Raw genomic sequence first — 12,669 nt, forward strand, 5'->3', positions numbered from 1 at the left:
AGGGCCTATTCTTTGTTTCATTTAAATCACTGCTTGAAATTAGTTTTCAACGCTAACGATTTCTTTTTTATTATAAGATCCGCAAGCCTTGCATACTCTGTGAGGCATCATTAAAGCGCCGCACTTGCTGCATTTTACTAAGTTTGGAGCACTCATCTTCCAGTTTGCTCGACGGCTGTCTCTTCTTGCTTTAGAAGATTTATTCTTTGGACAAATAGACATGGTCACACCTCCTTAAACTGTTTAAAAATATCCTGGATAACTGACATCCTTGGGTCCGGCGAACTGCGCTCGCACTGGCAATCCCCATGGTTGAGATTGCGCCCACATCTATTACAAATCCCTTTGCAATTCTCATCGCACAGGACTTTCATAGGTAAATTCAGCAATAGTTCATTGCGAACCAGCTGGTCTACATCCAGATAATTACCACTTATATAGGGCTGTTCGTCCAGATTTTCCACCCGATCCTCCTCAGACTGATTAAGGTCCAGGGATATATCTATGTCCAGATCAAAGTCAACTTTTACCGGCTCCAGGCAGCGGCTGCAGGGAATCATCAGAGAAAGCGCCGCCTTCCCTGTGGCTTCCAGCTTTCTTCCACCTGTATGCTTTACATGTAAAACTACCGGCTTTTTCTCCCTGATCTCATATGTGCCGTCAGGCCCGTGAAAACAGGTCATCTCTATATCTGGGGTGTAATCCTTCTCTTTTCCTTCGCAGGTAAACAACTCGGATAAGTTAATCTGCATATTAATCTCCTAATACGCACCTATGCTATTATACATACGCGTTTTTCTTTTGTCAACCAGTTTTTTCTATTTTTCAGGCTGACAAAGCTTATTTTCTGACTAAACTAAAGCTAATGTCTCTCTTGCAATAGCAAGCTCTTCATTGGTAGGAATAACCATAACCTTAACCTTGGAAGCCGGAGTAGAGATCATAGTTCTCTCGCCTCTTACTTTGTTCTTCTCGTCGTCGATTTCCACGCCTAAATATCCTAAGTAAGAGCATACGGCCCCTCTGATTGGCTTATCATTTTCGCCTACGCCTGCTGTAAAGGCAATGGCGTCAACTCCGTTCATAGCTGCCACATATGCGCCAATGTATTTTGCTACGCGGTAAATAAATGCCTCAATAGCTACATGAGCGTTGTGATCTCCTTCGCCCTGAGCCTTCTGAACATCACGGAAGTCGCTGGAGATTCCTGACATACCCAGAATACCTGATTTCTTATTCAGAATATCCAGAACCTCATTGACTGTCTTTCCTTCTTTATTGCAGATAGACTGAATAACAGCAGGGTCCACGTCGCCGCTTCTGGTTCCCATAATCAAACCTTCCAAAGGAGTCAGGCCCATGCTGGTGTCCACACATTTGCCGCCGATAGAAGCAGAGATGCTGGCGCCGTTTCCTAAATGGCAGACAATAACTTTTCCTGCTTTTGGATCTAATTCGCCGAACTTTAAAGCCTCCTTTGAAACAAAGCTGTGGCTGGTTCCATGGAAGCCATATCTTCTGATTCCGTATTTCTCATAGTACTCTCTTGGGATTGCATACATATATGCTTTTTCTTCCATGCCCTGTCCAAATGCAGTGTCAAACACAGCTACGTTTGGAACACCTGGCATTGCCGCCTCACAAGCCTCGATTCCGATTAAGTTGGCCGGGTTGTGAAGAGGTCCTAAGTCAAAGCATTCTCTGATAACGCGTTTTACGTCTTCGTTTACAACAATAGAGTCGCTGTAAACCTGTCCGGCGTGAAGAACACGGTGGCCTACTGCGGAAATTTCCTTTGTATCGGCAATTACGCCGTGAACAGGATCAACTAAAGCGTCCATAACCATCTGCACTGCTACCTTGTGGTCAGGCATTGGGCTTTCTACTTCATATTTATCTTTTCCTTCTGGCTTATGAGTCAGTTTGGAACCTTCAATTCCGATTCTTTCGCAAAGTCCCTTTGCCAGAACGGCCTCATTGTCCATATCAATTAACTGGTATTTCAGGGATGAACTACCGCAGTTGAGAACTAAAATTTTCATCTTAAAGAATCTCCTTATCTATATAATCATTACTGATTCTGGCACTGTACAGCTGTAATCGCTACAACGCCTACAATATCGTCTGCTGAGCAGCCTCTGGACAGATCGTTTACAGGCTTTGCAATACCCTGGCACATTGGTCCGTATGCTTCTGCCTTAGCCAATCTCTGTACCAGCTTGTAACCAATATTTCCTGCATCCAGGTCTGGGAATACCAGCACGTTAGCCTGTCCTGCAACCTTGCTCTCCGGAGCCTTGGAAGCGCCGATCTCTGGAACAATGGCTGCGTCTAACTGAAGCTCACCGTCTAAAGCCAGTTCAGGAGCCATCTCTTTTGCCAGCTTTGTAGCTTCTACTACTTTAGTTACGTCATCATGCTTTGCGCTTCCCATAGAGGAATGAGACAGCATAGCAACCTTAGGCTCTTTTCCTACCAGCATACGGAAGCTTTCTGCTGAAGAAACAGCAATAGCTGCCAGCTCTTCTGGATTTGGATTCTGATTTAATCCGCAGTCGGCAAATACAAATGTTCCGTTCTCGCCGTACTGGCAATCCGGCACTTCCATCAGGAAGAAAGCGGAAACCAGCTTTGTGCCTGGTTTTGTCTTAATAATCTGAAGGCAAGGTCTTAATGTGTTAGCTGTGGAGTGACATGCGCCGGAAACCATACCGTCTGCATCTCCATTTTTAATCATAAGACAGCCATAGTAAGCGTAATCTTTCAGAATGGTCTCCTTTGCCTGTTCTGGAGTCATTCCTTTAGATTTTCTCAGCTCTACGAAAAGATCAATATACTCCTGTGTCTTTTCGTATGTAAATGGATTGATCACAGTTGCGCCTGTAATATCGTAGCCCTTGCTGTTCTCCTCCACTTCCTCTGGTGTTCCGATAATCACCAGGTTAGCCAATCCCTCTTTTAAAATTTTTTCAGCAGCTGCAAATGTTCTTTTGTCCATAGACTCTGGAAGAACGATTGTCTTTTTGTCAGCTTTTGCTTTTTCTTTAATAATGTCAATAAATCCCATGTGGCATTCAGTCCCCTTTCGTACGTTTTTACATTCTCTTTCATTATATAACAGGCACTGAACCAGTACAAGGGATTGTGACGATTTTATTGCATTTTTTTCAGTACTTTTTCCCTATATTTGTTAAATTTTCTCGTATCTTTCCACATCTACAACAAAAATTGTGGCTCCTCCCACCTCTACGGCCATAGGCATTGTTGTATAATTCACCATTGAAGTGCCTGACATATACGGCATATTTACTGTAATCTTCTGCCGCTCCCCGCACTCCTGCTTAATAATATCAATTACCTGATCTACCTTGTCATTTTCTGTTCCTATGAGCAGGGTTGTATTGCCCTTCCGCAGAAATCCTCCTGTTGTAGCTAATTTTGTTATGGAAAAATGCTCCATAGTCAGATGCTCAATTACCTCGTCCTCATTATCTTTTCTCACGATTGCATATACTAATTTCATAACTGCATCCTCCTGCATTCCAAATTATTATTACAAGGCTTTTTAAATATTTGCCCAGCGTTCTTATTATACCACATTTTTTACTTGGTTAATGACTTTTTCTTGTTAAGATGGTAAAATAATTCACAAACTATTATAAAAATAATATAAAGAGGAATTTTATGAAGGTTACTGGAATTATTGCTGAATACAATCCTTTTCATAAAGGTCATATGTACCATATAGAGCAGGCCAGAATAAGCACTGGATGTGATTATATTATTGTTGCTGTCAGCGGAGATTTTGTGCAGCGGGGAGAGCCTGCTGTTTTTGATAAATATACAAGGGCAAAGTCTGCTCTTTTAGCAGGCGCTGATTTAGTTTTAGAACTGCCCTCTCTATTTGCAACTGGAAGCGCCCAGGATTTTGCAGCCTGCGGGGCCGCTCTTTTTCACCGTTTAGGGGCTGTAGATTTTTTATGCTTTGGAAGTGAATTGGGAGATATAAAAAAACTGGAAGCTGCCGCTGCCTTTTTGTGCAGCGAACCTCCAGAATTTTCTTATTATTTAAAAGCCCAGCTAAAAAACGGCCTTTCTTACCCTGCGGCCAGAGCCGCCGCCTATAAAAGCTGTATGCAGGAGGCCGGAAGTAAAAAGTGGGATTCCTCCCTTCTCTCCTCACCCAATAACATTTTAGGAATTGAATACTGTAAAGGGCTGCTCCGTCTAAACAGCCATATAAAACCTGTTGCTGTGAAACGTCTGGGAAGCTACCACAGCACTGACTTAGAAGCTGCAAAAAATTCTGCTGCCTACAGCTCCGCCTCCGCAGTCCGTTCCTCCATGAAGCAGGAAAATACTCACTGGAAAAGCCATATTCCTCAGGAAATTCTTTCTCTGTACGAAAAGGCTTATCCTTTGTATGTAGATGATTTTTCTCTTCTCCTTAACTTGGCTTTACTTAAAGTTTCCAGAAAAAATCCAGCCGCGTTAGGAGAAATCTACAGCTTTTCTGATGAGCTGGCAGCTCGCTTATTAAAATCAGAATTGTCCGGAGGGACTTTTTCCCAGAGAATCCAGCAGTTAAAATCTAAGGCTTACACCTACACCAGAATCAGCAGAGCCTTGCTTCATCTTATTTTAGGCGTAACTGAAACAGATTCTCTCAGGCTAAAAGAGGCCGGCTTCGCCCCTTATGCCAGGATTTTAGGCTTCCGCAAAGATTCCGCTCCTCTTTTATCCAAGTTAAAGCAGGCTTCCTCCATTCCTCTTGTCACTAAAATCAGCGGCTGTGAAAAAACTTTAGACCCTGAGGCTTATTATTTTCTCAAACAGGATATGTACGCCTCCCACATTTATCAGGCTGTTTTGGCGGATAAATACCACATTCAGCCTAAAAATGAATTTACTCAGCCCATTGTTATTCTGTAGGCAAAAGCAGGCTTGCCAGCACAGGCTTTACATGAAGAAAATCCATCAGCTCTTTTAACTCTTTCTTGTTGTCCTTAGGCTTTCCCTGCTTCACTGCCCGAATCAAAATATTTTTAGGCGTATGCTCCATGTCAATAAACTCTATTACCTGGGTGCGGTATCCTACATTCTCTAAAATCTCCGCCCGCAGTCCGTCTGTGTACAAAGCGGCCATCCGCTCCTTTAACAGACCGTAATGGAAAATTGGCTCCATCAACTTATTTTCCATTTGGCTGTTTAGCTGATGCTGGCAGCAGGGCACAGAAAGAATCACTTTGGCTCCCCAGCCTACAGCCTTTGCAAGAGCGTAATCTGTAGCCGTATCGCAGGCATGTAAAGTAACCACCATGTCCACATGGTCCACCCCCTCATAGGAGGCAATATCCCCTGTGCAAAATGTTAAAGTATCATATCCGTACTTTTTGCTTAACCGGCTGCACCGCTCTATTACATCCTTTTTCAGATCCAGCCCTATTACTTTTATTGGATATCCCTTTAACACCTTTAAATAATGGTACATGGCGAAGGTAAGGTATGACTTTCCGCAGCCAAAGTCTATAATTGTAGTTTCTTTTTCTTTATCCAGTTTTGGAAGAATATCTTCTATAAATTCCAGGAATCTGTTTATTTGTCTGAATTTGTCATACCTGGAGCGAATAACCGCTCCCTGGTCTGTCATAACTCCTAGATCAATAAGAAAGGGCACAGGAACTCCCTCCTCCAGCACATACTGCTTCTTTCTGTTGTGGGCAAGTCCCTGAGGCATATCTGTAATTTTTGCCGGAGCCTTTGACTTTATTTTAAAAGTAGCTTTTCCCTTTTTGCTGACAAGCACATGGACCTGTCCTGCCTCTGAGGTAATTTCCAGCTGTTTAAAGCAGCCGTCCATTGCCTCCCCTACATAAGCACATGCCTCTGCGGCGGTCATATTTTTGTGAAAAGCCTGTTTCTCTGTAAACTCCTCAGCCTGATATAACAGACTTCCCTTAATGATTAAAGGACGCAGCTTTATTTTTATAATTCTGCCCTTTTCAAAGGGATTGCTGATTACTGCCGCATACAGCTTATTGTTTATAAACTGTTCCAGTATTCCTGTCAGCTTTTCTTTATCCTGATTATTCATAATCTGCTTTCTATCCTGTTATTTTTAATTTTCCCGGCATATCCAGCCTTTTCTAAGTAAGTGGGGATGAGCTTCTAAATGGGCGTAATCATTAAAACGCTCTAAAGTAAACACCTTCCGCTCTCTGTCATATCTAAGCTCTGTAATGCTGCAGTTTTCCAAATCCTTCCCCAGCTGGCGCCATCTGGCCATGTCCATGCCTAAAATCCATGCAGTTAAGGCTCTGATCACTCCGCCGTGAGTTACCACAGCCACTGTCTGAAATTCGGTTTCTCCTATTTCCTTCAGCAGGGGAAACGCCCGGTTTACTACATCTTGACCGCACTCCCCGCCTGGGTAAGGCAGATCCTCCTCCATTTTAGCCTGAGCAGCCTTAAAGTCTTTATACTTTTCACAGATTTCTTTGTCTGTCATGCCTTCCATATGGCCAAAAGAGATTTCCCTGATTTCCTGACGAATTATTCTGGGAGCCTGCCAGATCTCATTGGCAGTATCAGCCGTTTCAACAGCTCTCAGCAGATGGCTGGAATAAACGGCTTCAATCCCCGCCTTTTCCAGACGGCGGCCTAAAAGCCGGGCCTGTAAATATCCCTCCTTGGCCAGATCTACGTTTACATTGCACAGCCTGCTGCACTGTCTTCCATGGCGGATTAAATATATTTTCATCTGCTTTCCCCTGATTAATTTTTAAAGCTGTGAATAGGCGCCGGAATTCTGCCGCCTCTTGCGACAAACTTCTCACAGGAATACTGATTCACAGGCATTACAGGCGCATAGCCTAAAAGGCCGCCAAACTCTACTGTATCTCCTATGTCTTTTCCCACTACAGGAATTACACGGACAGCTGTTGTTTTCTGATTAATCATTCCAATGGCAGCCTCATCTGCAATGATTCCTGCAATCGTAGTGTCCGCTGTGTTTCCCGGAATCGCAATCATATCCAGTCCTACAGAGCAGACGCAGGTCATAGCCTCCAGCTTTTCTAATGTTAAAGCGCCCATAGTAACTGCGTCGATCATTCCCTGATCCTCGCTGACAGGAATAAATGCCCCGCTAAGTCCTCCTACATAAGAGGATGCCATAACTCCGCCTTTTTTCACCTGATCGTTCAGCATAGCAAGAGCCGCCGTTGTTCCAGGGGCGCCCACTCTTTCCAAGCCGATTTCCTCCAGAATTTCTGCCACGCTGTCTCCCACTGCCGGCGTAGGCGCCAGAGAAAGATCAATGATGCCAAAAGGAATCCCCATACGCTTAGACGCTTCCTGAGCTACCAGCTGGCCTACACGGGTGATTTTAAACGCAGTTTTCTTAATGGTCTCGCAAAGCACCTCAAAGTTTTCTCCTCTGGCCTTTTCCAAAGCCACCTTCACAACTCCCGGTCCGCTGACTCCCACGTTAATAATAGCGTCAGCCTCTGTCACGCCGTGAAAAGCTCCCGCCATAAATGGATTGTCGTCTGGAGCGTTGCAGAACACCACCAGCTTAGCGCAGCCTAAAGAATCATTTTCCTTCGTAGCCTCGGCAGTTTTCTTTACAATCTCCCCCATCAGCCGCACTGCATCCATATTCAGGCCTGTTTTTGTAGAACCCACATTTACAGAGCTGCACACCCTTTCTGTAGAAGCCAGAGCCATTGGGATGGAGCGAATCAAATTTTCATCAGCTGTTGTCATTCCCTTGCTTACTAAGGCAGAATATCCTCCAATAAAGTTGACTCCCACTTCCTTTGCAGCCTGATCTAAGGTTTTTGCTATTGTTACAAAGTCCTCCGGAGTTTTGCAGGCGCAGCCGCCTACCAGGGCAATAGGGGTTACAGAAATACGCTTATTTACAATAGGAATTCCAAAATCTCTTTCAATTTCCCGGCCGGTTTTTACCAGGCTCCCGGCTAATGAAGTGATTTTTTTATAAATCTTTTCATTTACTGCATTTAAATCAGAATCGCAGCAGTCTAACAGGCTGATTCCCAAGGTAATTGTACGCACATCCAGTTTTTCGTGCTCAATCATATTGTTTGTCTCAGTGACCTCAAACATATTTAACATAGCCGTCTCATCCTCGCTTCTCTATTGGTATTAGATTCTGTGCATACTAGTAAAAATTTCTTCCTTCTGACATTTAATCCGAACGCCGATTTCTTCTCCCAAAGCCTCTAAATCCTCCGCCATAGCTCCAAAATCTTTAGAGGCTTTCGTGGTGTCCACAATCATCATCATGTTAAAATATTCCTGAACAATGGTTTGAGAAATGTCCAGAATATTCACGCTGTTTTCAGCCAGGTAAGTACATACCTTGGCAATAATGCCTACTGTGTCTTTTCCTATTACCGTAATAATCGCCTTGTTCATTTTTATCCCTCCGGTTTTATAGTATTTTATATGTACTCTTTAATTTAAAGAGTGATAATCTCTGACATTTCATCTCTTCTGGCCACTGTGATAGAGAAATCTGTTCCCTTATAAGGGTTGTCTCCCATAGTAATTTCCAGCTTTACTGTCTCATAAGCCAGCTCTGCATAATTGTTTTCTTTGCTTAAATGGCCTAAAACAATACTTTTCAGGCCGTCGTGGACAATGTAATTTAACAGCCTGCCTGCCGTCTCGTTGGAAAGGTGTCCATGCTCTCCTAAAATCCGCCTTTTTAAATAATAAGGATACGGACCTGTCTGAAGCATATTTACATCATGGTTGGACTCCAGCAAAATAGCGTCCAGCCCCTGAAGATGGCGAATAATATATTCGTCAAAATGGCCCATATCTGTAGCCACTGCCACTGTCTTTCTTCCGCTGTGTATTCTGTAGCCTACAGGATCCGCCGCATCGTGGTCAATGTGAAAGGGCATAAACTTCATATCTCCAATACAAAATTCCACGTCCGGCTGTATCGGCCTGCATAAGTGTGCAGGATAGCTTCCTAAAGAGGAAAGTTTAGAAATTTTTTCCAAAGTCTCCTCTGTTCCGTAAATGGGAACCTCATACTTTCTGGCCAGCACTCCCAGGCCTTTTACATGGTCTGAGTGCTCATGGGTAATTAAAATCCCTGACAGGTCGTTTCCCGACACTCCAATTTCATTTAATCCCTGCTGAATTCTTTTATTGCTGATTCCGGCGTCTACAAGAATATGGGTATCGTCTGTCCCCGCATAAATACAATTTCCGCTGCTTCCGCTGGCAATGCTTACAAATCTCATGGTGTTATTCCTTTATCTTTTAAGATTTTTCTTACCTGGTCCATGGCTTCCCCGGGACTTTTATTATTATCAATCTCTCTGGCGCTTACAGCCTGAAACTGTTCTTTCCCCCACTGACTGTTCATAATGGCCTCACATTTTTCTCTGGTGTACCCTCGTCCCTCCATAAGCCTTGTAATCCTGTTCTCTCTTGATGTATAAACATACCATATTTCTTCACAAATGTCATGTATTTTTTCATCCATAACAGCTGTCTCCACCACCACCAGCTTTTCCCTGGCCTCCTCTGCCTCCTGCTTAATTTTCTTCCATGTGAGAGGGTGAATCAGATAGTTTACTTTGTCTCTGGCAGCCTGGCTGTGAAAAATAAGCTCTGCCAAAGCCGCCCTGTCGATAGAGCCGTCCTCCTTTAAAAAGCCGGTTCCCAACTCCTTTGTCACAGCCAGAAAGCCAGGCTCTCCAGGCTCCATCAGCTTTTTCGCTGTGTGGTCGGCCTGAATCACCCTGGCCCCGTATTCCTTTTCCAGAACCTCCAAAATACTGCTTTTCCCTGAACCTACGCCTCCAACCAGGCCGATGATTATTTTCTTGTTCCCCATTATATTCTGCTGTTCCTTCTTTTCTATCTTTTCTATACTCTTCTATTACTTTGCGTCAAACCAGGAGTTTCCTGTTTTCGCTTCCACCTCTAAAGAAACCTTTAAGAAAGCCGCATGTTTCATTTTATCCTCCAGAATGTCTGTTACATCCTCTACCTCGTCCTTCCAGGCCTCAATTAGCAGCTCGTCGTGAACCTGAAGTACAATTCTGGACTTCATTCCTCTTTTTCTCAGCTCCTTGTCTACTCCAATCATGGCGATTTTCATAATGTCGGCGGCTGTTCCCTGAATAGGAGAATTCATTGCCACCCGTTCTCCAAAGGAGCGCTGCATAAAGTTGCCTGATTTTAGCTCCGGTATTGGCCGTCTTCTTCCAAACATTGTGGAAACATATCCCATTTCCTTGCCTTCCTCCACCAGCTTGTCTAAAAACGCTTTTACTCCCGGATATGTTTCAAAATATTTATTAATATATTCCAGTGCCTCTTTTCTGGAAATACTTAAATCCTCGCTTAATCCAAAGGCGCTGATCCCATATACAATTCCAAAGTTTACTGCCTTTGCGTTTCTTCTCTGAAGAGGCGTCACCTCCTCTAAAGGAATGTGAAATACCTGGGAGGCTGTTATGGCGTGAATATCCTGGGCAGACTGATAAGCCTCAATCAGTCTTTGATCTCCTGACATGTGAGCCAGTATGCGCAGCTCAATCTGAGAGTAGTCTGCATCTACAAACACATACCCTTCTTCCGGCACAAAAACCTTTCTGATTTCTCTTCCCAGCTCCATTCTCACCGGAATATTCTGAAGATTTGGTTCTGTGCTGCTGATTCTGCCTGTGGCTGTAATTGTCTGGTTAAATTTTCCGTGAATTCTGTGATCCTCTCCAATATAAGCTGCCAGCCCTTCCGCGTAAGTGGAATTTAACTTTGTCAGCTGCCTATAATCCAGAATCATTTGCACCACCGGATAATCAGGGGCCAGCTTTTCTAATATATCTGCTGCTGTAGAATATCCTGTTTTTGTTTTTTTGCCGCCTTTTAATTCCATTTTTCCAAACAGAATTTCTCCCAGCTGTTTTGGAGAATTAATGTTAAAGGTCTCCCCTGTTTCCTTATAAATTTCCTGCTCCAGCTTTTCTATGCCTACCTTCAGCCTGTCTCCGTACTCCCTAAGCTTATCCTTTTCCACCTTAATTCCGGCCTGCTCCATATGAAAAAGGCTGTAAATCAAAGGCATCTCAATATCCTTAAATAAAACATCCATCCCGGTTTCTTTTAATTTTTCCATTAAAGGTCCGGCTGATTTCCAGGCAGTGTATCCCATAAAGCCAAGACAAATGAAAGCCTTTTCCTCTCCTTTTGCCAGGCCGTCTCCCACTTTTACTTTTCCCAGAAGATCTGCCTCTGAAGGCACTGTCATATTCAAGTAATCTCTGGCCAGATCATCATATTTATAAGAATCCTTTAAAGGATTTAAAACATATCCGGCTACTCCTGCATCCCACACATTGTCTTTATATTCCAGTTTTAAAACAGGAAGCTGAGCTTTTAAATCCAAAGTCCAGAACTGCTTTTCTCCTGAAGCAGAAACCATACGATTCACCTGTTCTAAAAGCCAGGCAGAAGATATTTCCTGGGATACTAAAATGCAATAAATGTCTTTTTCACCTGTGCACAAAGCCAAGCCCACTACTTTATCCCCATCTTTCTCTTCTTCATCCAGAGAAATCTCCCCGTTTTCAGCTGCAAATAAAGACAGCTGTTCTCCCTGTCCTGCAGCAGCCAGGGCCTTGCCAAAAATCAGCTGAAATCCTGTGCATTTTGCCCTTTCTGCCTTTGAGAAGGCTTTTTCTGCCTCTTTCTTTCCAGATATATTTTTAAAATACTCTTCTACAGAGGACAGCTTTCTTTCATCTCCTCCAAATCTGGCCAGTATAGATTTAAACTCCAGACGCTTCATGTAATCATAAGCTTTTTCTGTGTACAGATTGCCTATTTCCGCCTTCTCATAAGAAAAATCAATGGGGCAATCTAAGGCAATCTCAGCCAGTGTTTTACTCATCTGGGCCATATCATAATGCTCTCTTAACGCCTTCTGGGCCCTGGGCGGCTTGATCTCATCAATATGAGCGTAAGCGTTTTCAATACTTTTATATTCAGCAATTAAATTAGTAGCTGTTTTCTCTCCTATACTGGGCACTCCCGGAATATTGTCAGAGGTATCTCCCATTAAAGCTTTTACATCTATAAACTCTTTTGGAGTTACATGGTATTCGTTTTTTACATCTTCAGGATAATAATCCTTTACCTCTGTAGTTCCCCTGCTTGTCCTGGGAATGCGGATTTTAATTTTTTCATCAGACAGCTGCAGTAAATCTCTGTCCCCTGAAACAACAGATACCTCTATTCCTTCTCCCTGCATCCTTTTTGCCACTGTGCCCAGAATATCGTCAGCCTCATATCCTTCCATTGTTAAAATAGGGACGTTCATGGCCTCCAATACTTCCTTCATCAAAGGCACCTGCTGCACCAGCTCCTCCGGCATAGGCTTTCTGGTGCCTTTGTAGGCCTGGTACATTTTATGACGGAAAGTAGGCGCTTTTAAATCAAAGGCCACAGCCAAATGGTCCGCCTGCTCTTCGTCCAGGATTTTAAACATAATATTTAAAAATCCATACACTGCATTTGTATGGATTCCTTCTGAATTAGTAAGATCCGGCACCCCGTAAAAGGCCCGGTTCAGTATGCTGTGCCCGTCAATTAAAACTAATTTGCTCATTTTCATCT

General features: G+C 43.4%; 13 protein-coding genes. 1 reads left to right on the forward strand and 12 read right to left on the reverse strand.

The annotated features are described in order from the left end of the window. Positions 1-39: 39 nt before the first annotated feature. From rpmF to C1A07_RS01445, 5 genes are all read right to left on the reverse strand, one after another. The gene (gene rpmF / locus C1A07_RS01425) at positions 40-222 is read right to left on the reverse strand and encodes a 50S ribosomal protein L32 (protein ID WP_101875520.1); all 183 of its coding nucleotides are present in this window, start codon (positions 220-222) and stop codon (positions 40-42) included. A 2-nt stretch (positions 223-224) separates the two neighbouring features. Continuing rightward, on the reverse strand, positions 225-752 hold the full coding sequence (locus C1A07_RS01430) for a YceD family protein (RefSeq protein WP_101875521.1): 528 nt from the start codon (positions 750-752) through the stop codon (positions 225-227). A 99-nt stretch (positions 753-851) separates the two neighbouring features. Next, on the reverse strand, positions 852-2,042 hold the full coding sequence (locus C1A07_RS01435; RefSeq protein WP_101875522.1) for an acetate/propionate family kinase: 1,191 nt from the start codon (positions 2,040-2,042) through the stop codon (positions 852-854). 29 nt (positions 2,043-2,071) lie between these two features. Then, positions 2,072-3,067 (reverse strand): phosphate acetyltransferase, encoded by a 996-nt coding sequence (gene pta / locus C1A07_RS01440; protein WP_101875523.1) that lies wholly within the window; start codon positions 3,065-3,067, stop codon positions 2,072-2,074. Between the two features lie 123 nt (positions 3,068-3,190). Beyond that, positions 3,191-3,523, reverse strand: a complete 333-nt coding sequence (locus tag C1A07_RS01445; protein ID WP_101875524.1) for a cyclic-di-AMP receptor — start codon at positions 3,521-3,523, stop codon at positions 3,191-3,193. A 161-nt stretch (positions 3,524-3,684) separates the two neighbouring features. Between C1A07_RS01445 and C1A07_RS01450 the strand changes: the two genes are divergently transcribed. Then, complete coding sequence (locus C1A07_RS01450; RefSeq protein WP_101875525.1) at positions 3,685-4,932, forward strand: tRNA(Met) cytidine acetate ligase; 1,248 nt, start codon at positions 3,685-3,687, stop codon at positions 4,930-4,932. Here the strand turns inward: C1A07_RS01450 and C1A07_RS01455 are convergent. The 7 genes from C1A07_RS01455 to polA are packed head-to-tail and all read right to left on the reverse strand — an operon-like array spanning position 4,922 to position 12,661. Then, positions 4,922-6,094, reverse strand: a complete 1,173-nt coding sequence (locus C1A07_RS01455) for a class I SAM-dependent methyltransferase (RefSeq protein ID WP_101875526.1) — start codon at positions 6,092-6,094, stop codon at positions 4,922-4,924. The two genes, C1A07_RS01450 and C1A07_RS01455, sit on opposite strands and share 11 nt — an antisense overlap. Before the next feature lie 24 nt (positions 6,095-6,118). Then, positions 6,119-6,760, reverse strand: a complete 642-nt coding sequence (locus C1A07_RS01460; RefSeq protein ID WP_101875527.1) for a histidine phosphatase family protein — start codon at positions 6,758-6,760, stop codon at positions 6,119-6,121. 14 nt (positions 6,761-6,774) lie between these two features. Continuing rightward, positions 6,775-8,139 carry a PFL family protein gene (locus C1A07_RS01465; RefSeq protein WP_101875528.1) on the reverse strand — a complete coding sequence of 455 codons (1,365 nt, stop codon included), beginning with the start codon at positions 8,137-8,139 and terminating at the stop codon, positions 6,775-6,777. Positions 8,140-8,169: 30 nt separating this feature from the next. After that, the gene (locus tag C1A07_RS01470) at positions 8,170-8,442 is read right to left on the reverse strand and encodes an ACT domain-containing protein (protein WP_101875529.1); all 273 of its coding nucleotides are present in this window, start codon (positions 8,440-8,442) and stop codon (positions 8,170-8,172) included. A 44-nt stretch (positions 8,443-8,486) separates the two neighbouring features. After that, positions 8,487-9,284 carry an MBL fold metallo-hydrolase gene (locus C1A07_RS01475; RefSeq protein ID WP_101875530.1) on the reverse strand — a complete coding sequence of 266 codons (798 nt, stop codon included), beginning with the start codon at positions 9,282-9,284 and terminating at the stop codon, positions 8,487-8,489. Further along, entirely contained in the window at positions 9,281-9,883 is a 603-nt protein-coding gene (gene coaE, locus C1A07_RS01480; protein WP_101875531.1) for a dephospho-CoA kinase, read from the reverse strand. Before coaE ends, C1A07_RS01475 begins: the two co-directional genes overlap by 4 nt. Before the next feature lie 45 nt (positions 9,884-9,928). Next, on the reverse strand, positions 9,929-12,661 hold the full coding sequence (gene polA / locus C1A07_RS01485; RefSeq protein WP_101875532.1) for a DNA polymerase I: 2,733 nt from the start codon (positions 12,659-12,661) through the stop codon (positions 9,929-9,931). Between the last annotated feature and the right edge of the window lie 8 nt (positions 12,662-12,669).

Source organism: Lachnoclostridium edouardi, from assembly GCF_900240245.1.
Lineage (GTDB): Bacteria > Bacillota > Clostridia > Lachnospirales > Lachnospiraceae > Lachnoclostridium_A > Lachnoclostridium_A edouardi.